Source organism: Microbacterium sp. PI-1 (genome assembly GCF_004337555.1).
Lineage (GTDB): Bacteria > Actinomycetota > Actinomycetes > Actinomycetales > Microbacteriaceae > Microbacterium > Microbacterium aurugineum.
Genome location: NZ_SJYZ01000025.1, coordinates 26,732 through 47,915 on the forward strand (window position 1 = coordinate 26,732; position 21,184 = coordinate 47,915).

Genomic DNA, 21,184 nt, shown 5'->3' on the forward strand with positions numbered 1-21,184 from the left:
CCGTGGACAAGGCCGCCGTCGCCGGGTTGAATCGAGGGCATGACGACCTCGCTCCTGGAGATCCTGGATGAGCACGTCGCGCGCGGCACGGCACCGGGGATCATCGGCGTGCTCGGCGCCCCCGACGGGTCTACCGAGATCGTCACGGCCGGTGATCTCCCGGCGGATGCGATCGTGCGCATCCAGTCCATGACGAAGCCGATCCTCGCCGTTGCGGCACTGCGTCTCGTGCAGGGCGGGCGCCTCCGACTCGACGATCCCGTGGAGCGCTGGCTGCCGGAGCTCGCCGACCGCCGGGTGCTGCGCACGCCGGACGCGCCGATCGACGATGTCCGTCCGGCGACGACACCCATCACGTTGCGCCATCTGCTCACCAACACTTCCGGGTACGGCGTGCAGGTCGTGCCGTCTCCGCTGGCGATGGCGATGATCGGGAACAGGACGGCCGCGGGGCAGGAGCCGGTGGCGATGGGCGCTCCGGAGTGGATCAACGCGCTGGCCGCACTTCCGCTGGCGTTCGAACCCGGCTCCGGGTGGCGCTACCACCACTCCTTCGGCATCCTCGGGGTGCTCCTCTCGCGCGTGGTCGACGGGTCGCTGGAGGAGCACCTTCGGCGTGACCTCTTCGAGCCGTTGGGCATGGTCGACACCGGGTACACGGTTCCGCTCGAGCAGGCGCACCGGCTGCCCGCTGCGAACCGGCACACGGAGGGCGGACTGGTCGAGGTCGAGCCTGCGGGTGAGGGTTTCTCGGTCGCGCCGGCGCCCTTCGACCTCAGTCACTCCGAACTCGTGTCGACCGCTGCCGACTATGCGGCCTTCGCGCGGATGCTGGCGACCGGCGGACGGCATGACGGAAAGGTCGTCCTCGACCCCGAACTGCTGACGGAGATGCGCACGGACCAGGTGCCTGCGAGCGCGAAGACCGACGACAGCTTCTTCCCGGGGTTCTGGGACGGCACGGGGTGGGGGTTCGGCGTCGCGATGCAGACCTCCGGGGCGAACGCCGGTCGCTACGGATGGTCAGGCGGGCAGGGCACGGACTTCTGGATCGACCCCGACGGTTCGTTCGGCATCGTGCTGAGCCAGGTCGAGATGGGCCCGGAGGTCATGGGCTTGTTCCGAGACGTCCAGCGGGTCGCTGACCCCGCGTGCGGGATCGAAAACGCCCCTGCGGGAAGCACTTGAGGCGCGTTTTTGATCCCGCACGCCGGCCGCGCAGCGGGGATTCAGCGCTTCCAGTAGCCGCAGAAGCTGACCGCGTTCTTGTCGACCCCGCGTTCGCCGACGAGGTGCTTGCGGACCCCGGAGGCCAGTGCCTGCTCCCCCGCCGCATACGCGTGGAACGGAGCGGCGGGTAGCGCCGTACGGCTGAGCGTCTCGAGAGCCAGAACCCCGGGAGCCGTGTCGTGCGGACGCACGAGCCAGACGATCTCGATCCCTGGAGGATGCGGGAACGGCAGGGCGTCCTCGTCGGACGGCACTTCGACGATCGCGGTGCCGGCGGCGTCCTCCGCCAGCGATGCGCTGATCGAGGCGATCGCGGGGAGGGCGGTTTCATCGCCGACGAGGAGGACGCGTTCGGTGCCGCGCTGCGGGTTGAAGGTGAGCCCCTCGTCGATGATGAGCACGTGCTCGCCCGGCTGGCAGGTCTCGGCCCAGTGCGATGCCGGGCCGGCCGTGCCCCCTGCCGCCGATCCGTGCAGCACGAAGTCCACATCGATCTCCGCACCGGCGTCCGCCGTGGCCGCGCGGTAGGCGCGCACGCTGTAGTTCCGCATCACGGGGCGCTCGTCGTCGGGGATGCGCAGGAACTTCAGGTAGCCGAACATCTTGTTCGCCTTCGCGGGCACGCGGTCGAGTCCCGCGTCGCCACCGATCGGCAGGAACAGCCGGAACCACTGATCGAACCCCATCGGGCGGAACTTCTCGATCTCACCACCGCCGAGCGTCACCCGGGACCAGTGCGCCGAGAGTCGTTGCGTGCGCAGCACCGTGAGGTGGAGGAGCTCGGCGCTCTCGGGCTTGACCATCTTGCTGTATGCCATGCGCGCCTTTCAGGGAAGCTGCCAGGGGAAGAACACCACGAAGAGCGCGGCGGAGACCAACAGCATCGCCGCGGTGAAGACGGTGTCCCGGGTGCGGAACGGCACCAGGTGTCGTTCCGTGCGGGTGGGGTGCGCGCCGAAGGCCCGCGAGTCCATCGCCAGGGCCACGCGTTCGGCGTGGCGGATCGCGCCGGCGAGCAGCGGAACGATGTAACCCCAGCCGCGGGCGATGCGGGCGAAGGGTCCGCGTCCGCCGTGGTAGCCGCGCACCCGATGAGCCGCCCGGATGACGGCGAGCTCGTGTCCGAACCGTGGCACGAAACGGAAGGCTGCGAGCGCCGTATACCCGATCCGGTACGGGACCCTCAGCTGCTGCACGCCGGCACGGACGAGGTCGGGGCCGCTGGTGGTGAGACCGCCGACGAGGGCGAGGGAGACGATGGCGCCCAGACGCAGGGCCGTGGCGAAGCCGAGCAGCAGGGCACCGCTGTAGAGCGTCCAGTCGCCGATGCGCACGACGGGGGTGGTGTCGGCGACGATCGCGGTGTCGACCCAGACCGAGAAGCCGATACCGATCAGCAGCATCCCGGCGGGGAGGGCGAGCAGCAGGAGGGCCAGGAGGCGTCCGGTCAGCCGCGCGCCGAGCAGGATCAGGGCATACGCGAGCAGGAGGAACGCGGCCGGGGTGGCGAGGTCGCGGACGAACACGAGCAGCAGCATCGCGGGCGCGAACCCGGCCACCTTGGCGAGCGGGTTCAGGGCGTAGAGGAATTGCCGCGGGGAGGACGCCGTCATCCGGGCGTAGGGGTCGAAACCCGGACCGGTGGCGGCCGCAGTGCCGGGGACCACGCGGTCCGTGGCTTCGGCGCTCACCGGTGCACCCCGAGCCCGGCAGACGAAAGGACACGCTGCAGAGCGGGCAGGCAGAGCCCCGCATCGGCGAGCAGCCGCTCGTCCTGGAACAGTGTCGATGTCGGGCCGCTCGCTCGCACCCGCCCGCCCGCGAGCACCACGACGTGGGAGGCGTGCTCTGCCACGAGCTGCAGATCGTGCGTGACGATCACGATGGTGGTGCCCTCGGTGCGCAGCTCCTGCAGCAGGTCGAGGAGCTCGGCCGCCCTGGCGCGGTCCTGACCGAAGGTGGGCTCGTCCAGAGCGAGGACCCGCGGCCGGGTGATCAGTGCGGTGCCCACCGACAGACGCCGCTTCTCGCCGCCGGAGAGCAGGAACGGATGCACCTCCGCCTTGTGCGCGAGCCCGAAGCGCGTGAGCATGTCGTCGACGCGCACGGTGATCTCGGCGTCCGGAACCTGGCGCAGTCGCAGGCCGTGAGCCAGCTCGTCGAACACCGTGTGCGCGATGAACTGGTGCTCCGGGTTCTGGAACACGAATCCGACCCGTGCGGCGAGGTCACGTGGTGAGGCGACGCCCGGGTCGATGCCGTCGACCGTGACCTGGCCTCGAGGCGGCGGCACGACGCCGGCGAGCGCCTGGATCAGCGTGGTCTTGCCCGCTCCGTTCGCCCCGACGATCGCCGTGAGGCTCCCCGCCTCCAGAACGAGATCGATCCCGTGCAGGATCTCGGTGCGCCGTTTCTTGACGGAGAGCCCGCGCGCGCGGATGATCTCCTGGCCGGTGTGTGCGCGTGCATCGCGGTCCTCTTCACGCGGTGCGGGGATGGCCGCCGCCGTCGCGGGGGAGTGTGGTGCCTCCTGGGCGAGCGCGTCAGCGAGCTCGTGCGGTGTGAGGGGGAGCGGATCGAGTCTCCGGCCCTCGTCCCGCAGCCGGAGTGCGGCGAGCGTGGCTCCCGGAAGCCACACGCCCATCGACACGAGTTCGTCGGCGTGCTCGCGGATGATCTCCGCCGCGGGGCCGTCGAAGACGACCGTCCCTTCGCGGTCGAGCACGAGCGTGCGGGTGACGAAGTCCATCGCTGCATCGAGGTTGTGTTCGACGAGGAGGATCGCCCGGTCACCGGCGGCGACGACATCCGCCAGCGCCGTGTATACGTCGTCGATGCCCTGCGGGTCGAGGTTGGCGGTCGGTTCGTCGAGCACGATCAGCGGGGAACCCATCGCGAGGGCGCAGGCGATCGCGAGTCGCTGCCTCCCTCCCCCCGAGAGGTGATCGGGGTTCTCGTCGCGGCGATCCCAGAGCCCGACGCGCCGCAGAGCGGCTTCGACCCTGTCGCGGACGACGTCGACGTCGAGGAGCAGGTTCTCGGGTCCGAACGCGACCTCGTCGTAGACCGTGCCCGTGACGATCTGCGTGTCCGGATCCTGGAACACCATCGCCACCTGCGTGCTGAGTGTCGCGGTCTCCGCGCTCGCCGAGTCGATGCCACCGGCCTCGACCGTGCCGACCATGCTCGCGGGCAGCGCGTGCGGGATCAGACCGTTGAGCGCGAGGGTCAGTGTCGACTTGCCGGATCCGGACGGTCCGAGCAGCAGGACCACTTCGCCGGGGTGGATGTCGAACGTGACGTCACGGGGGGAGGGGTGCGCGGCATCGGCGTGGGTGAGGGAGAGGTCACGCACGCGGAGCAGAGGCGCGGATGGGCGCACGGCGGGTCCCGGGTCGTCGGATCGTGGACTTCTAACTTAGCTGAGCCTTACCTGATCCGCCATCGAGCGGGGGTGACGCAGTGCGCCGGATCGAGCCCGGTCAGCGTCGGGCGACTCCGGCGCGGCGCAGCGCCGAACCGATGGCGAGCCCGATCGCGGTCCAGGCGACCGGGCCGAGCACCGAGATCGCGAGGTACAGGATCTGCGCCCACAGCGGCATGACCGAGAGATGGGCGGCGAAGAACACGACGACCGCCACGAAGATCCCGATGATCGCGGCCGAGAGGAAGAAGCGCCACGGGCCCCAGGAGCGGTAGCGCGTGAGCGCAGCCACTCCTTCCTGGATCAGGCCGAACAGCAGGGCCGTGCCGATGAACCGCAGAGCCCAGGCCGGGTTGAAGGCGCTCGCGATCAGCGCTGCGAACACATGCGTGATCAGGGCGACGAGGGGAAGGCGCAGCACCTCCTGGGCGATGATCCCCGGGAGCACGTGCGAGCCGAGCACGAGGCCGTAGAGAAACAGCAGAGGGCTCGCCAGCAGGACCGGCGTCACCCATCCGGCGATGCCCGCGAGGATGCCCGTCGCGACGCCGATCGCTGCGCAGACGAGCAGGACGCGAGTCGTCAGGACGGAGGTGCGGGCCACGTCTCCAGCTTACTGTCGACCTATCGGGAGCCCTGCCGTGCAAAATCCTGGCGTATCGGCGAAGCCGGATTCGACCATCGACCAGTTCTGTCTCCGCAGGTGAGGAGCGGGGCTATGTTGGCCGCGGTGCAGCAACGCGGCTGCATCGTGATCATCGGGAGCACCACATGGGTCGAACACCCCTCCGGATGGCAGCAGCCACCACCCTGGCGACGCTGTTCATCGCATCCACGGCAACCACCGGTTTCGCGGCGACCGAGGAGGTGACGCACCCCGTTCCGGTCGCCGGCACCCCAGGGCACTACATCGTGGTCATGAAAGCAGACCCCCTCGCCACCTACGAGGGCGACGTCAAGGGCCTGAAGGCGACGAAACCCGCCGAGGGTGAGCAGCTCGAGACGCAGTCGCAGGACTCGCAGCGGTACGTCAAGCACCTCGAATCCGAGCAGACCGATCTCGTCAGCGACATCGGCGTCACCCCGGACACGACCTACCAGGTCGTGCTCAACGGGTTCAGCGCCGACCTCAGTGGCGAACAGGTCGATGCGCTCCGTGCGTCGAAGGATGTGCTGGGCGTGTACCCCGATGAGATCCGTCACCCGGATGCGCAGACGTCGACCGACTTCCTCGGTCTCGGCGACGACCGCAAGGGCCGTGGCGGCGTGTGGCAGCAGACCGGAGGCGTAGACAAGGCCGGAGAAGGCGTCGTGGTGGGTGTGATCGACACCGGCATCGCCCCGGAGCACCCCTCGTTCGACGGCAAGAAGCTCAAGAAGCAGAAGAAGCAGCACGACCGGCACAAGGGCAAGCAGCCCTACACCGACGGGAAGTACGTCTACTTCGACAAGTCCGACGGCGGCCAGTTCCAGTCCGCGATGGTCGAAGCCCAGGACTGGGACAAGCGCGACTACTCCTCGAAGCTGATCGGCGGCCAGTACTTCTACGCCGGAGCCGAGGCCGCCGGCTTCGACTTCCAGTACGACTACCTCTCGCCGCGTGACGGCGACGGTCACGGGTCCCACACCGCGAGCACCGCGGCGGGCAACTTCAAGGTCAAGGCCTCCATCGAGGATGTCGACTTCGGAACGGTGTCCGGCGTCGCGCCGGGCGCGAAGGTCGCCGCCTACAAGGCCTGCTACGTCGGTCCCGACCCTGCGGTCACCACGGATGACATCTGCGCCCTCAGCGACCTCGTCGCCGCGATCGACCAGGCCGTCGCCGACGGTGTCGACGTGATCAACTACTCGATCGGTGGCGGTGCCGCCAGCACCGTGATGGCTCCGGAGGACCTCGCGTTCTTCAACGCCGCGGCCGCGGGTGTCTTCGTCGCGACCAGCGCCGGCAACGACGGTCCGGACCCGGTCACCGCCGACCACGCCTCGCCCTGGTACACGACGGTCGCCGCCTCCACCATCCCCACCTGGGAGGGCACCGTGCAGTTCGACGGGTTCGAGCAGGCCGGAGCGTCGGTGAGCGTGCCGTTCGGCGAGAGTGTCACCGGCCCGTCCATCGCGGCGGTCGACGCCGGGGCGGCGGGAGCGGTCGACGCGCAGCTCTGCCTGCCCGGCACCCTCGACCCGGCCAAGGTCGCCGGACACATCGTCGTGTGCGACCGCGGCAGCAACGCACGTGCCGAGAAGTCGCAGGTCGTGAAGGATGCCGGCGGCATCGGCATGGTTCTCGTGAACGTGCCCGGTGGAGCGGACTCGCTCGACAACGACTTCCACGCCGTGCCGACCGTCCACCTCAACGCCGAGTACCGCGAAGCCGTGCTCGCGTATGTGCAGGGTGGCGTCGATCGGCCGATCACGCTGGTCGGCGAGAACACGACGGGCGTGACCACCCCCACGCCGCAGATCGCGGGCTTCTCGAGCCGCGGACCGATGCTCGCCGACGGCAGCGATGTGCTGAAGCCGGACGTGGCGGCCCCCGGTGTCGCGATCCTCGCGGCGACGAACAACGCCCCCGGAGAGAAGCCGACCTTCGGCATCCTCTCCGGCACGTCGATGGCCTCACCGCACGTCGCCGGTCTCGGAGCGCTCTACCTCGGTGAGCACCCGAAGGCGACGCCGGCGGAGATCCGTTCCGCGATGATGACGACCGCCTATGACACCGTCCTGCCCGACGGATCGAAGAACACGAACCCGTTCGAACAGGGCGCGGGACAGGTCGACGCGACGCGGTACCTGAACCCGGGTCTGCTCTACCTCAACGGGGTGAAGGACTGGGCGGCGTTCCTCGACGGGAAGGGTCTGTCGGACTTCCCCGGCATCGATCCCATCGACGGCAGCGACCTGAACCAGGCATCGATCTCGATCGGCTCGCTGGCCAGCGCGCAGACCGTCACCCGGTCGGTCACATCGACCCAGAAGGGGACGTTCACCGCGAAGGCCTCGGTCCCCGGAGTGCACGTGAAGGTCACGCCCTCGCAGTTGACCTTCGACAAGCCGGGGCAGACGAAGACCTTCACGGTCACGTTCGACAACACCGATGCTCCGGTGGAGCAGTGGGCCACCGGCACGCTGACCTGGACGAGCAAGAAGAACACGGTGCGCTCCCCGATCGCGGTGTTCCCGGTGACGGCGGATGCTCCGGCCGAGGTCACAGGTACCGGAGCGGACGGCAGCACGGCGGTCGAGATCACCCCCGGTCTCGACGGCGACCTGGCGCTCGACCTCTCGGGCCTCACCGCCTTCGACCTGCTCAGCGACCCGGACAACCCGGTCGAGGGGCACTCGGGCGACGAGAACTCCGGTGACGCGAACAAGGACGTGGCGTGGATCGTCGATGTACCGGAGGGGACCACCCTCTCGCGGTTCGACCTCGATTCCTCGGACGACGACGGCAGTGACCTGGACCTCACCGTGTACCGCGTGGTGAGCCCGGACGACCTGCGGTACTACGAGCGGTGGCAGTCGGCGACCGGTTCGGCGGACGAGCAGGTCACGCTCCCCGCACCGACCGCCGGGACCTACCTCGTGGTCGCGAACATGTACTCGACGACGGGTCCGATGACGTGGGACATGACCTACGCCAACGTGCAGCCCGGCGGAGAGGGCGCGTTCGCCGCGACCCCGAACCCGATCGCCGCCGTCCGTGGCGAGAAGACGAGCTACGAGCTCAGCTGGACAGGCCTCACGGCCGGTACTCGGTACCTGGGGCTGGTCCGCTACGGCGACTCCGAAGTCCGGACCTTGGTGACGGTCACCGTCCCCGCGGGTGAAGCGCCCGACGCCGAGGTCCCGCCGACCGAAGCGCCCGAGACGGACGCACCGGAGACGGAGGCTCCGCCGACGGAGGCCCCCGAGACGGACGCGCCGCCGACGGAGGCGCCCGAGACGGACGCGCCGCCGACGGAGGCGCCCGAGACGGAGGCTCCGCCGACGGCCAAGCCGGAGTAGCCCCCACAGCACAGCGCCCCGCGGTCTCCCTTCCGCGGGGCGCTGTGTGCGTCCGGGCCTCCGTCCGGAAGCGCCTTGCAGCGTCGACTGAATCATGATTCAGTCGACTCGAACAGTCGCATCCGGTGGGGAGACGAGATGGCGGAGCAGAGACGCCGACGAGTGAACGTCGTGGCCGGAGATCGTCGTCGCGAACTGCGTGAGGCCGCGAGCGGCATCGTGCGTGAGGAGGGCTTCGGCGCGGCGACCGTGAAGGCCATCACCGCTCGTGCGGGAATGAGCGCGGGCCTGCTCTACACCTACGTGGACAGCGTCGACGATCTACTCGCCGATGTCTTCCGACAGTGCGCCGGGGCCGAGCTGACGGCGGTGGACGATGCGGTGCACGCCGCGCCCGATGATGCTCGTGCGCGTCTGGTCGCTCTGATCGAGACCTTCGCGGCGCGCGCACTCCGCGGACGGCGACTGGCCTGGGCGCTCCTCGCCGAACCCGTCGGCCGCGCCGTCGATGAGGAGCGCCTCGCCTACCGCCGCGGCTACGCTGCCCTGCTCGATGAGATCGTCCGACAGGGGATCGCTTCTGAGGTCTTCGCTCCGCAGGATCCGGCGATCACGGCGGCGGGACTCGTCGGCGCGATCGGTGAGGCGCTCACCGGACCACTGTCCCCGGTCTCCGGCGTCGAGGACGCACCCGACCCCGAGTCCGTCGTGGCGACGATCACGGCCCTGTGTCTGCGCGCTGTGGGGGAGAGATGAGCACGCATCAGGTCACGAATCAGGCGCCGGAGCGCGTCGGCGTGGACGAGTACGGCACGAACACGGCGCTCGTCGAGGGGGTCGAGCGCTATGACGCCGCATGGGCGCACCCGGGACTGCACGAGATCGGCGTCCGTGTGGGTGGCGAGCAGTTCCAGGAGGATGCGCGACGGGCCAACAGGAACAAGCCGGTCCTGCGCACCCACGACCGCTGGGGGCACCGCATCGACGAGGTCGACTACGACCCGTCGTACCACCGCGTGCTCGGCGCGGCCGTCGCGGCGGGGGCGCACACCTCGGCTTTCGCCGACCCGCGGCCCGGTGCGAACGTCGCTCGTGCCGCATCGTTCATGCTGTTCGCCCAGGTCGAGCCCGGGCACGCCTGCCCGGTGTCGATGACGCATTCCGTCGTGCCGGTCGTCGCCGCGCAGCCGGACCTGGCCGCGCAGTGGATGCCGCGACTCCTGTCGACCCGATACGACTCCACCCTGTCCCCCGGAAAGCCGGGCGCGTTGTTCGGCATGGCCATGACAGAGAAGCAGGGTGGTTCGGACGTGCGCTCGAACACGACCGTCGCCGCGCCGCTCGGGGGCGGACGCTACGCGTTGACGGGGCACAAGTGGTTCTGCTCCGCGCCGATGTCGGACGCCTTCCTCGTTCTCGCTCAGGCGCCGGGCGGCCTCTCCTGCTTCCTGCTCCCGCGCCTGCGCGAAGACGGAACGCGCAACGAGATCCGGATCATGCGCCTGAAGGACAAGCTCGGCAACGTCTCCAACGCGTCGAGCGAGGTGGAGTACGAAGGCGCCGTCGCCCACCTCGTCGGGGAGGAGGGGCGCGGTGTGCGCACGATCATCGAGATGGTCACCCACACCCGGCTGGACTGCATCCTGGGCTCGCTTGCCGGCATGCGTCAGGCGACCGCCGAAGCAGCCTGGCACGTGCGTCATCGCTCCGCGTTCGGTCGTACCCTCATCGACCAGCCGGCGATGACCGCCGTGCTCGCCGACCTGCAGCTCGAGACCGAGGGGGCCACCGCTGCGGCGCTCAGACTCGCGCGCGCCTACGACGCCGATGCCGACGAGCAGGAGACCGGTTTTCGTCGTCTCGGCACCGCGGTCATGAAGTACTGGGTCTGCAAGCGCGGACCTGCGCATGCGGCCGAAGCGCTCGAATGCCTCGGCGGCAACGGGATCACCGAAGACTTCCCGCTCGCCCAGCGCTACCGCGAGCAGCCGGTCATGGCGGTGTGGGAGGGGTCGGGCAACGTCATCGCCCTCGATGTCTTGCGTGCGCTGGCCCGCGAGCCGCAATCCTTCGAGGCGTTCGACGCCGAAGTGGCGCTCGCCGCCGGGCAGGATCCCCGACTCGACGCGCACATCGCCCGCACGCGGGATCGCGTTCGCCGCATCACGGAGGATCCTGCGGCCGAGGCGCGGGCACGAAGGCTGGTCGCCGATCTCGCGCTGTCGCTGGAGGCGTCGCTCCTGATCCGTACCACCCCTTCCGCCGTCGCGGAGGGGTTCCTCGCGGCGCGCCTCGGCGAGGGGATGGGACGACTGTTCGGCGAACTCCCCGAAGGGGTCGAGGCCGCCGCCATCGCCGCCCGGGCGTGACGATCTCCGTGTCGCGTCAGATCTTGCGGCTGCGCGGCATGAGCCGCACGGGTGGCAGCGGCGGAGCGGGGATGCGCACGTCGTGTCCGGCGACGACACCGAAGCGGTCGGATGCCGCTTCCCAGGCCTCGCGCGCGTCGACGATCTCGTCGTGCGAGCGGCCGGCGAAGTTCCACCACATCACGATGTCGGCCTCGAAGGGTTCGCCGCCGAGGAGGAAAAGCAGTGCCCCCTCGCCGCTCGACACCTCGACGCTCTCGCGGGAGTCGCCGAGGTAGAGCAGGCCGTTGCGGTCGAGAGGATGCTCGGCCACGACAGCATCGCCCTCGACGAGCATCAGCGCGTGCTCCCAGTCGGCCCGCAGGGGGAGAGGCACGCGGGAGCCGGGGGAGAGGACGATCTCCGCGCCCACGATCGGCGTGTGGACGGTCGCGGGCGAGCGCACGCCGGCGAAGTCACCGAGCACGACGGTGGCTTCGGCTGCTGCCCCCTCGTCGGCAGGGAGTGTGAGCGCGGGCAGTTCGGTGTGCCGTTCGAAGCCGGGGGAACCGTGGCGGGCGGATTCGGGCAGCACCACCCAGAGCTGCAGTGCGTCGAGCGGCACGGGATCGTCGCCGATCGAGTACTCCGAATGCGAGATGCCGTTCCCGGCCGTCATCAGGTTCAGCTGCCCGCGCCGCAGGTCCGCATCGCTGCCGAGTGAGTCGCGGTGGCGGATCTCCCCGACGAGCGGCCAGGTCACGGTCTGCAGCCCGATGTGCGGATGCGGCTCGACCCGCATCTTCGTGTCGGCGGGACCGAACCGGTCGAGGAAGCACCAGGCGCCGATCGTGGGCAGGTTCCGGTGCGGCAGGGCTCGCAGCACGTTCATCCCGCGCACACCGCCGAGCGGAACCTCCCGCGGCTCCAGGATCAGGCGGTGCTGCCCGATCATTCCGCCCGCCCGGTCGGGTCCTCGCCCGCGGATCCGGCGTGACCTTCGGGAGCCTTCGGCCAGCGGATCTCGGCACCGGGGATCTCATGCGTCTCGAGGTACTTCGCGATGTACGGGCACAGCGGCACGATCGCCTCGCCGCGCCCGGCCGCATCCGTCAGCGCTTCGGAGGCCAGCTTCCCGGCCAATCCCTGTCCCTGGAACGCCGGGTCGATCTCGGTGTGGAGGAAGCGGATGGATCCGGCACGGAGGTCGAAGGCCGCGAAGCCGGCGAGCACGTCGCCCGAGTGGAGTTCGTAGCGCGATTCGCCCTCGTTGCGGGTCACGGTGATGTCGGTCATCGGAGCTCCTTCGAACGGGTTGCCTCCAACCTACGCCCCTGTGGAGAAGGGGGCTCCCGCGTCGGCGGGGGTGGTTACGCTGGAGGAATGCCGCAGACTCCCCGTGACCCGTACGCGGACCTGCCGTACGCCGACGAGCCCTACGACGATGGCTGGGAGCCGTCCGCCCCGCCGGAGCCGATGGATTGGGAGCCACAGGGAGCAGGATACGAGCCGCCCCTCGACTGGGGGTCCGGGCCCGTCACACCGGTCGCATCGCCGGCCTCGACCCCCGCGTCGGTTGCACGGCGGGCGACCCCGAGCCGGTTCGCGACCGCGCTCGACGCGCTGCACACGGTCTTCGGCTACGACGAGTTCCGTGGCGACCAGGCCGAGATCGTCGAGCAGGTCATCGCGGGCGGCGACGCCGTGGTCCTCATGCCGACCGGTGGGGGCAAGAGCATCACGTACCAGGTGCCGGCACTCGTGCGCGAGGGCACGGGGCTCGTGGTCAGCCCGCTCATCGCGCTCATGCACGACCAGGTCGATGCGCTCCGGGCCAACGGCGTCAATGCCGCGTACCTCAACTCGACGCAGGCGATCGACGAGCGCCGAGAGGTCGAGCGGGCCTACGTCGCCGGTGAGCTCGACCTCCTCTACGTCGCCCCCGAGCGGCTCTCCCACGCTCAGACCACGGCGCTGCTCCAACGCGGGACGCTGAGCGTGATCGCGATCGACGAGGCCCACTGCGTGTCTCAGTGGGGTCATGACTTCCGGCCCGACTACCTCGCGCTGGGTGACCTCGGCGAGCGGTTCCCCGGGGTCCCTCGCATGGCTCTCACCGCGACGGCGACCGCGGCCACGCACAAGGAGATCACCGAGCGTCTGCGACTCGACGGTCAGGACGGACGAGAGGCCGCCGCACACTTCGTCGCGAGCTTCGATCGCCCCAACATCCAGTACCGGATCGTGCCCAAGGTCGACCCCCGCAAGCAGCTGGTCGCCTTCATCCGGTCGCAACCGGAAGGTGCGGCGGGTATCGTCTACGCCCTCAGCCGCAAGTCGGTCGAGCAGACGGCGACCTCCCTCGCCGCTCAGGGGATCGACGCGCTCCCGTATCACGCGGGCCTTCCCGCGGAGGTGCGTGCAGCTCATCAGGCCCGCTTCCTCCGGGAAGACGGCGTGGTCATGGTCGCGACCATCGCGTTCGGCATGGGGATCGACAAGCCCGATGTGCGTTTCGTCGCGCACATCGACCTGCCGAAGTCCGTGGAGGGGTACTACCAGGAGACCGGCCGTGCCGGTCGTGACGGCGAGCCGGCGGTGGCGTGGATGGCGTACGGACTCGGCGACGTGGTGCAGCAGCGCCGCCTCATCGATCAGAGCCCCGGCGACCGCACGTTCAAGATGCGGATGGGGCAGCACCTCGACGCGATGCTCGCGCTCTGCGAGACCGTGGAGTGCCGTCGGCAGAACCTGCTGGGCTATTTCGGTCAGCAGTCGCAGCCCTGCGGCAACTGCGACACGTGCCTCGACGACACCGAGACGTTCGACGGGCTCGTTCCGGCGCAGAAGCTGCTGTCGACCATCGTGCGACTCCAGCGCGAGCGCAACCAGGCGTTCGGCGCCGGACACCTGATCGACATCCTCCGCGGCGCCTCGACCGAGCGCATCCGGCAGCAGGGTCACGACAAGCTCGCGACCTACGGAATCGGTCACGACCTGTCCGATCAGGACTGGCGCAGCGTGGTCCGGCAACTCCTGGCCCGCGGCATCCTCGTGGCCCAAGGCGACTACGGCACGCTGGCCCCCGGCGAGCAGGCGGCCGGGGTGCTGCGCGGAGAGACCGCCGTGCCTCTGCGCAAGGACACCATCGGCCGTCCCGTCTCGTCCGGCCGTGCCCGCAAGGCGAGTGCCGCGGATGCGCTGGACGCCGGGGATCGCGGGCTCTTCGAGTCGCTGCGCGCCTGGCGCGCCGAGACCGCACGAGAGCAGGGTGTTCCTGCGTACATCGTCTTCGGCGATGCCACCCTGCGTGCTCTCGCCGAGCATCGTCCGGCGTCGCTCGCAGACCTCGACGGCATCACCGGCATCGGCGCGAAGAAGCGCGAGGCCTACGGCGAGAGCGTGCTCGCGGTCATCGCCGCGGCCTGAGCACTGCGTCCTGTCCGTCAGCGCGCGGGCAGCACGTCGGCGAGGTGGGCTCGCAGCTGTTCGGCGATGTCGACCGCACTCCGGTCGTAGAGCCACTGATACTGCAGGCCGTCCCACATCGCGATGAGCCAGGTGGCCTCGTGTGCGGGGTCGCGGTGTGCCGGGAGGTCGCCGTCTTCCTGAGCCATGCGGAAGAGCTCGGTGAAGTGGTCCAGGGCGTTCGTGAACCGCGAGGCGAAGTAGTCGTGTGCCGGATGGGTCGCGGGGACGGCTTCGCAGGACAGGACCGCGTACACCTCGATCAGGCCGGGTTCGTTGCGTGCGTTGACCCTCGCGCCGTCCGGGATGCCTCGCAGCAGCGCGCCGGCCGAACCGACTTCGGAGAGTTCCGTGGTCGCGCTGATCGCCTTGTCGCGTTCGGCGAGGACGGCGCTGAGGAGCAGCTCTTTCGAGGGGTAGTGGTGCAGCAGCGTCGATTTGGAGACGCCGACGGCGGTGGCGATGTCCTGCAGGCTGGTGTCGCCATAGCCGTCGCGCGAGAACAGGCGCATCGCGTCGGCGACGATCTGCGCCCGGCGGCGGCGGCCGACCGCGTACCCCGGATCGGTGTTCGCCAGGGTGCCGGTGCGGAGTTCGGGGAGGGTCCGGGAAGTTCCGGTGCCGGAGCCGGGCGCGTCGTCGGGGTCGCGCCAGCCGACCGGCAAGGCCCACAGGTTCTCCTGCTCCTCGAGCTCCTCGACCACGTCGACCCGGTCGGGCAGGTACTGCGAGAGCAGCTGCAAGCCGTCCCAGCCGGCGGTGTGCCGCACGATCTCACCGTCGACATCGCGGTCGGCGGCGACCACGCCGAGGTGCTTGGCGTCCTCCAGGACATCGACGCTGAGTTCGCGCAACCGCGCATAGCGCTCCCGCATCCGCTCGTGCGCCGGGTGCCCAGGCGATGATGCCTCGCCGGTGAGCGCGGCGAAGAGCTCGAGGTATCCCTCGGTGTGGGCGTTCCGCTCGGCGAGTCGGGTGAAGACGAGGTCGCCGGGTTCGGAGGCGGCGGCGATCTCCGCGAAGACCGTCTCGTTGTCGGCCTCGAGTGCGCCGACGACCTCGGCGAGGAGGTCGTCCTTCGAGCCGAAGTGCCCGAGCAGCCCGGGGTGGCTGACCGAGGCGGCGGCGGCGATGTCGCGCAGGGAGGTCGACCGATAGCCGCGGGAGATGAACAGATCGTGGGCGGCAGCGAGGATGCGCTCCCGTGTGGCGGCGGCACGGGCGTGCCGCGAGCCCGTCGGTGCGGTCGTGGTCATCGCATCCTCCTCTCCGCTCTCTATCCTCGCTCATTACCAACCGGTCGGTATTCACTTACCAATCGGTCTGGATTCGTGTATCTTCTTCGGAGAGCCGCATCGCCCGAAGACGTGCGGAGATTCGAAAGGACTGTCATGACAGAGTTGTCATCCGCCGCGAACGCGGCTGCGGTCGGCACCACCGGGTTCAAAGCGCCCGGAACGACGCCGTCGAAGACGCCGCGCGGCTACGCGCCCGGCCTCGCCGCCGTGAACTTCGGCGTGTACCTCGCGCTTCTCACGCCGGTCATGGTGTCGATGGCGTTCAAGATCCAGCACATCGATCCGGTCAGCACGGAGGCGAGCCTGGGGCTCGTGATGAGCATCGGCGCAGCGTTCGCGCTCGTGGCGAACCCGCTGGTGGGTCGGCTCTCCGACCGGACCACTTCGCGTTGGGGCATGCGTCGCCCGTGGATCCTCGGTGGCGCGATCGTCGGCCTCGGCGGATTCCTGATCATCGGCGTCGCCACCTCCGTGTGGATGGTCCTGCTCGCCTGGTGCCTCGTGCAGGCGTCGATGAACGCGGTGCTCGCCGCAGCCAACGCCACCTTGCCCGACCAGGTGCCCGTCTCGAGCCGCGGCAAGGTGTCCGGCATCATCGGTATCACCACCCCCATCGGCATCCTCGCCGGGAGCTTCATCGTCAACTTCCTCCCCGGTGACTTCGAACGCTTCGTCGTGCCCGCTGTGATCGCGCTGATCCTGGTGATCGTGTTCGTCCTCGTCCTCCAGGACCGTCGACTCACAGAGAAGCCGGCGGAGCGCTTCACGGTCGGCACCTTCTTCGGTTCCTTCGTCTTCAATCCGCGCAAGCACCCGGACTTCGGCTGGACGTGGCTGACCAAGTTCTTCGTGATGTTCGGCTACGCGGGCATCGCCACCTACCTTCCGCTGTACCTGATCACCAAGTTCGGCCTCGACGAGCAGGGCGCGGTCGGAACGATCCTCTTGGCCAACCTCGCCTCGATGGCGGCGATGGCGATCTCCTCGCCGCTCGGTGGCTTCCTCTCCGACAAGATCGGCAAGCGGCGTCCGTTCGTCGCGGTCGCCGGTGTGATCATGGTGGTCGGTCTCGTCATCCTGGCCGTTGCTCCGGACGTCACCACGGTCGTCGTCGCGCAGGCGATCATCGGGCTCGGTGCGGGCTCGTTCCTCTCGGTCGACCTCGCCCTCGCCACCGAGGTGCTGCCCGACCCCGCCGACACCGCCAAGGACCTCGGGGTGCTCAACATCGCCAACGCGCTGCCGCAGTCGATCGCGCCGGCCATCGCCCCGGCCATCATCGCGCTCGGCGCCGCCACGCCGCTCGGCGGCTACACGGCCTGGTATCTGTTCGGTGCGCTCGTCGCGCTGGCCGGTGCCCTCCTCGTCTACCGCATCAAGGGAGTCAAGTGACCATGACCGATACCGCCACCACCGTCCGTCCCTGGCTCGATGCCGCTCTCCCGGTCGACGAGCGCGTGCAGCTGCTGCTGGATGCCATGTCGATCGAGGAGAAGGCCGGCCTCCTCTTCCACACGATGATCGCGATCGGCGATCTCGAGGAGTCCGACCCCACGTTCGCGACGCCCTCGGCCCGTGAGTTCCTCGAGGGCAAGCGGATGACCCACTTCAACCTGCTGGGGGCTGCACCGACAGGCCGCGAGATCGCGGCCTGGCACAACTCCCTGCAGCGTCTCGCGGCATCCACGGGTCTCGGCATCCCGGTCACCCTGTCGACCGACCCCCGCCACTCGTTCAGTGAGAACCCCGGGGCGTCGATCCTCGCAGGTCCCTTCTCCCAGTGGCCCGAGACGCTCGGGCTCGCCGCGACGCGGGATGAGGCGCTCGTGGAGCGATTCGCCGACATCGCCCGACAGGAGTACACCGCGGTCGGCCTCCGCGTGGCGCTGCACCCTCAGGTCGACCTCGCGACCGAACCGCGCTGGGCCCGGCAGACGGCGACCTTCGGAGAGGATGCGGAACTCTCCGGTAGGCTCGGGGCCGCGTACATCCGCGGCTTCCAGGGCGCCTCGTTCGGACCCGGATCCGTGTCGACCATGACGAAGCACTTCCCGGGCGGCGGTCCGCAGAAGGACGGCGAGGACCCGCACTTCTCCTACGGGCGCGAGCAGGTGTACCCCGGCGGAGAGTTCGAGCTGCACCTGAAGCCCTTCGAGGATGCGCTCGCCGCCGGCACGCGCCAGATGATGCCGTACTACGGCATGCCCGTCGGTACCGAGTATGAAGAGGTCGGCTTCGGCTTCAACAAGTCGGTCATCACCGGGTTGCTGCGGGAGCGCTACGGGTTCGACGGGGTGGTCTGCACCGACTGGGGGCTGATCAGCGACTCCGAGATCTTCGGACAGCCCTTCTCCGCCCGCGCCTGGGGAGTCGAACACCTCACGCCTCGCGAGCGCATGAAGAAGGTGCTGGATGCCGGTGCCGACCAGTTCGGCGGCGAGGCGAACCCGGAGCTGCTGCTCGAGCTCGTCGCCGACGGCGAGATCACGGAAGAGCGACTCGACGTCTCGGCGCGGCGGATCCTGCGGGAGAAGTTCGAGCTCGGTCTCTTCGAGAACCCCTTCGTGGATGAGGACGCCGCCGACGAGATCGTCGGACGCGCGGACTTCCGCGCCGCGGGGGAGGACGCGCAACGCGCCTCGATCACCGTCCTGTCCAACGACGGTGCGCTGCCGTTCGCGAGCGGAACGAAGCTCTACCTCGAGGGCATCGATGCGGACGTGGCGGCCGCCTTCGGCGAGGTCGTCGACACTCCTGCCGAGGCCGACCTCGCGATCATCCGCCTGCAGGCGCCGTTCGAAGAGCGCGCGACGATGTTCGAGAACTTCTTCCACGCGGGATCCCTGGAGTTCCCCGCCGAGCTCGCCGCCCACGTCCGTGAGGTTGCACACGCGGTCCCGACCATCGTCGACGTGCTGGCCGACCGTCCGCCGATCCTCACCCCCATCGCCGAGGTGGCTGCTGCGGTGACCGTCAACTGGGGCGCGTCCGGCGCCGCATTGCTCGACGTGCTGAGCGGTGCGGTCGAGGCGCACGGCAGACTGCCGTTCGATCTGCCGCGCTCGATGGCCGCTGTCGAAGCCTCCCGCCCCGATGTCCCGTTCGACACCGCGGATCCCCTCTTCCGCTTCGGCCACGGTCTCTCGCTGTAGTCGCTCTCGAGCCGTCCTCCCGCCGGCGACCCTCTCGGAGTCGTGGGCAGGAGGGCGGCTCGGCCGTTCCTGTCGCGAGGCGACAACCGGCGGCGGGGGCATCCCGGCGACGCGTTGGAGGATGCTTACAGAGGAGTTCCTCGACGTTTGTCGCAGACCTACCATGGTGTTCTCCCTACTTTCCTGGAGGAACCCCATGGTCGACGCTGCCGTCCGTCCTTCGACGACACCCGATGAATCACACGAGATCGCGGCCCCGCCGCAGATCGACGTCGCCCGAGTGAACGATGCCCTGATGGGCACGTGGGGTGACGTCCGCCGCCAGGCGCGCGAGATGATCAAGGATTCGGCGTTCTGGCGCAAGGACGAGCTCGGCAAGGACGAGCACCGCGAGCGCGTGCTCAGCCAGCTGCACCTGCTGGTCGAGAACAAGGCGGTGCACCGTGCGTTCCCCAAGTCGCTCGGCGGTGAGGAGAACAACGGCGCCAACATCGCCGGCTTCGAGGAGCTCGTGGTCGCCGACCCGAGTCTGCAGATCAAGTCCGGTGTGCAGTGGGGACTCTTCGGCTCCGCGATCCTCCAGTTGGGGACGAAGGAGCACCACGAGAAGTGGCTCCCCGGCGTGATGGACCTGTCGATCCCCGGTGCCTTCGCGATGACGGAGATCGGACACGGCTCCGACGTCGCCGCCGTCGGCACGACCGCGACGTACGACCCGGAGACCGAGGAGTTCGTCATCAACACCCCCTTCCGGGGCGCGACGAAGGAGTACCTGGGCAACGCCGCACTGCATGGCGTCGCGGCGACCGTGTTCGCTCAGCTCATCACGAACGGTGTCAACCACGGTGTGCACTGCTTCTACGTGCCACTGCGCGGGGAGGACGGCAACGATCTCCCCGGTATCGGTCGCGAGGACGACGGGCTCAAGGGGGGCCTCAACGGCATCGACAACGGACGACTGTCGTTCGACCACGTGCGCATCCCGCGCACCAACCTCTTGAACCGCTATGGCGACGTCGCCGCCGACGGGACGTACTCCAGCGCGATCGACAGTCCCGGCCGCCGCTTCTTCACGATGCTCGGCACGCTCGTCCAGGGGCGCGTGTCCCTCGACGGCGCGGCCTCCTGGGCATCGGCGCTCGGCCTGCACATCGCGATCACCTACGCCACGCAGCGTCGTCAGTTCGACGGAGCGGACGGCCAGGAAGTCGTGCTGATGGACTACGGCAAGCACCAGCGCCGTCTGCTCCCGCGCCTGGCGACCACCTACGCGCAGATCTTCGCGCACGACGAGTTCCTGCAGAAGTTCGACGGCGTGTTCTCCGGCCGCACCGACACGCCCGCCGACCGGGAGGACCTCGAGACGCTCGCGGCCGCCCTCAAGCCGCTCTCGACCTGGCATGCGCTCGACACCTTGCAGGAGGCCCGCGAAGCCACCGGTGGGGCCGGCTTCATGTTCGAGAACCGTCTGGTCGGCCTTCGCCAGGACCTCGACATCTACGTCACGTTCGAGGGCGACAACAACGTCCTCCTGCAGCTGGTCGGCAAGCGCCTGCTCACCGATTACGCCAAGCAGTTCCAGGGCAAGGACGCGGCGGCGCTGGCCAAGTTCGCCGTCGGAATGACCGCGGGCAAGGTGTTCCACGGCGCGGGGCTCCGTCAGCTCGGACAGGCCGTCTCCGACTTCGGTCAGGTGAGTCGCTCGGTCGAGCGGGGGCTGCGCGAGGAGCAGCAGCACGACCTGCTCGCCGGGCGCGTGCAGCAGATGGTCGCCGACATCGCGGCTCGGCTGCGTCCGGGGGCGAAGGACAAGGTGCTCGGTGCGCGTCTGTTCAACGAGAACCAGGCGGAACTCATCGAAGCCGCTCGTGCGCACGGAGAGCTGTTGCAGTGGGAGGCGTTCACCGACGCCGTGCATCAGATGGACGACCCCGACACGAAGAAGGTCCTCACGTGGCTGCGTGACCTCTTCGGGCTGCAGCTCATCGAGAAGCACCTCGCCTGGCACCTGATCAACGGACGCTTGTCGACCCAGCGCGCAGCGGCCGTGTCGAGCTACATCGACCGTCTGTGCGCGCGGCTGCGCCCGTACGCCCTCGACTTGGTCAACGCCTTCGGCTATGAGCCGGAGCATGTGCGTGCACCGATCGCGAGCGGCATCGAGAAGCAGCGTCAGGACGAGGCGCGTGCGTACTACGCCGACCTCGCGGCGACCGGGCAGGCTCCCATCCAGGAGAAGGCCCTGAAGAAGAAGCACTG

15 protein-coding genes are annotated in these 21,184 nt (G+C 69.3%); 8 read left to right on the forward strand and 7 right to left on the reverse strand.

Annotated features, from left to right (window positions below):
- Positions 1-39: 39 nt before the first annotated feature.
- Positions 40-1,188, forward strand: coding sequence for a serine hydrolase domain-containing protein (locus tag E0W80_RS16165; protein WP_131494037.1), 1,149 nt, complete (start codon positions 40-42; stop codon positions 1,186-1,188).
- Between the two features lie 41 nt (positions 1,189-1,229).
- On the opposite strand, the gene E0W80_RS16170 is transcribed toward E0W80_RS16165, so the two are convergent.
- From E0W80_RS16170 to E0W80_RS16185, 4 genes are all read right to left on the reverse strand, one after another.
- Positions 1,230-2,048, reverse strand: coding sequence for a siderophore-interacting protein (locus tag E0W80_RS16170; RefSeq protein WP_131494039.1), 819 nt, complete (start codon positions 2,046-2,048; stop codon positions 1,230-1,232).
- A gap of 9 nt (positions 2,049-2,057) precedes the next feature.
- Positions 2,058-2,843: an energy-coupling factor transporter transmembrane component T gene (locus tag E0W80_RS16175; RefSeq protein WP_131494066.1), complete on the reverse strand. Its 786-nt coding sequence runs from the start codon at positions 2,841-2,843 to the stop codon at positions 2,058-2,060.
- Between the two features lie 74 nt (positions 2,844-2,917).
- Positions 2,918-4,612, reverse strand: coding sequence for an ABC transporter ATP-binding protein (locus E0W80_RS16180; RefSeq protein WP_131494041.1), 1,695 nt, complete (start codon positions 4,610-4,612; stop codon positions 2,918-2,920).
- Positions 4,613-4,712: 100 nt separating this feature from the next.
- Positions 4,713-5,258, reverse strand: a complete 546-nt coding sequence (locus tag E0W80_RS16185) for an ECF transporter S component (protein WP_047522418.1) — start codon at positions 5,256-5,258, stop codon at positions 4,713-4,715.
- Between the two features lie 188 nt (positions 5,259-5,446).
- Between E0W80_RS16185 and E0W80_RS16190 the strand changes: the two genes are divergently transcribed.
- The 3 genes from E0W80_RS16190 (at position 5,447) to E0W80_RS16200 (ending at position 11,028) form a co-directional block, all read left to right on the forward strand.
- The gene (locus tag E0W80_RS16190; protein WP_165875494.1) at positions 5,447-8,659 is read left to right on the forward strand and encodes a S8 family peptidase; all 3,213 of its coding nucleotides are present in this window, start codon (positions 5,447-5,449) and stop codon (positions 8,657-8,659) included.
- Between the two features lie 138 nt (positions 8,660-8,797).
- Positions 8,798-9,415: a TetR/AcrR family transcriptional regulator gene (locus E0W80_RS16195; protein WP_131494045.1), complete on the forward strand. Its 618-nt coding sequence runs from the start codon at positions 8,798-8,800 to the stop codon at positions 9,413-9,415.
- Positions 9,412-11,028 (forward strand): acyl-CoA dehydrogenase family protein, encoded by a 1,617-nt coding sequence (locus E0W80_RS16200; protein ID WP_131494047.1) that lies wholly within the window; start codon positions 9,412-9,414, stop codon positions 11,026-11,028. The genes E0W80_RS16195 and E0W80_RS16200 overlap by 4 nt, the downstream gene beginning before the upstream one ends.
- Positions 11,029-11,044: 16 nt before the next feature.
- Here the strand turns inward: E0W80_RS16200 and E0W80_RS16205 are convergent, their stop codons facing one another.
- Positions 11,045-11,962 carry a pirin family protein gene (locus E0W80_RS16205; protein ID WP_131494049.1) on the reverse strand — a complete coding sequence of 306 codons (918 nt, stop codon included), beginning with the start codon at positions 11,960-11,962 and terminating at the stop codon, positions 11,045-11,047.
- Positions 11,959-12,303: a GNAT family N-acetyltransferase gene (locus E0W80_RS16210; protein WP_131494051.1), complete on the reverse strand. Its 345-nt coding sequence runs from the start codon at positions 12,301-12,303 to the stop codon at positions 11,959-11,961. Before E0W80_RS16210 ends, E0W80_RS16205 begins: the two co-directional genes overlap by 4 nt.
- Before the next feature lie 87 nt (positions 12,304-12,390).
- On the opposite strand from E0W80_RS16210, the gene recQ reads away from it, so the two are divergent.
- Positions 12,391-14,436 carry a DNA helicase RecQ gene (recQ, locus tag E0W80_RS16215; protein WP_131494052.1) on the forward strand — a complete coding sequence of 682 codons (2,046 nt, stop codon included), beginning with the start codon at positions 12,391-12,393 and terminating at the stop codon, positions 14,434-14,436.
- A 17-nt stretch (positions 14,437-14,453) separates the two neighbouring features.
- Here the strand turns inward: recQ and E0W80_RS16220 are convergent, their stop codons facing one another.
- Positions 14,454-15,731, reverse strand: a complete 1,278-nt coding sequence (locus E0W80_RS16220) for a TetR/AcrR family transcriptional regulator (RefSeq protein WP_131494054.1) — start codon at positions 15,729-15,731, stop codon at positions 14,454-14,456.
- Between the two features lie 135 nt (positions 15,732-15,866).
- On the opposite strand from E0W80_RS16220, the gene E0W80_RS16225 reads away from it, so the two are divergent.
- From E0W80_RS16225 to E0W80_RS16235, 3 genes are all read left to right on the forward strand, one after another.
- Positions 15,867-17,165, forward strand: coding sequence for an MFS transporter (locus E0W80_RS16225; protein WP_131494056.1), 1,299 nt, complete (start codon positions 15,867-15,869; stop codon positions 17,163-17,165).
- A 2-nt stretch (positions 17,166-17,167) separates the two neighbouring features.
- Entirely contained in the window at positions 17,168-18,925 is a 1,758-nt protein-coding gene (locus tag E0W80_RS16230; RefSeq protein WP_131494058.1) for a glycoside hydrolase family 3 N-terminal domain-containing protein, read from the forward strand.
- Positions 18,926-19,121: 196 nt separating this feature from the next.
- Positions 19,122-21,184, forward strand: a 2,063-nt coding sequence (locus E0W80_RS16235) for an acyl-CoA dehydrogenase (protein WP_131494060.1), incomplete at its 3' end; no start/stop codon positions are given.

Coding starts and splice junctions, on each gene's coding strand:
- E0W80_RS16165 (WP_131494037.1), top strand. CDS start 40: ATGACGACCTCGCTCCTGGAGATCCTGGATGAGCACGTCGCGCGCGGC.
- E0W80_RS16170 (WP_131494039.1), bottom strand. CDS start 2,048: ATGGCATACAGCAAGATGGTCAAGCCCGAGAGCGCCGAGCTCCTCCAC.
- E0W80_RS16175 (WP_131494066.1), bottom strand. CDS start 2,843: ATGACGGCGTCCTCCCCGCGGCAATTCCTCTACGCCCTGAACCCGCTC.
- E0W80_RS16190 (WP_165875494.1), top strand. CDS start 5,447: ATGGCAGCAGCCACCACCCTGGCGACGCTGTTCATCGCATCCACGGCA.
- E0W80_RS16195 (WP_131494045.1), top strand. CDS start 8,798: ATGGCGGAGCAGAGACGCCGACGAGTGAACGTCGTGGCCGGAGATCGT.
- E0W80_RS16200 (WP_131494047.1), top strand. CDS start 9,412: ATGAGCACGCATCAGGTCACGAATCAGGCGCCGGAGCGCGTCGGCGTG.
- E0W80_RS16205 (WP_131494049.1), bottom strand. CDS start 11,962: ATGATCGGGCAGCACCGCCTGATCCTGGAGCCGCGGGAGGTTCCGCTC.
- E0W80_RS16210 (WP_131494051.1), bottom strand. CDS start 12,303: ATGACCGACATCACCGTGACCCGCAACGAGGGCGAATCGCGCTACGAA.
- recQ (WP_131494052.1), top strand. CDS start 12,391: ATGCCGCAGACTCCCCGTGACCCGTACGCGGACCTGCCGTACGCCGAC.
- E0W80_RS16220 (WP_131494054.1), bottom strand. CDS start 15,731: ATGACCACGACCGCACCGACGGGCTCGCGGCACGCCCGTGCCGCCGCC.
- E0W80_RS16225 (WP_131494056.1), top strand. CDS start 15,867: ATGACAGAGTTGTCATCCGCCGCGAACGCGGCTGCGGTCGGCACCACC.
- E0W80_RS16230 (WP_131494058.1), top strand. CDS start 17,168: ATGACCGATACCGCCACCACCGTCCGTCCCTGGCTCGATGCCGCTCTC.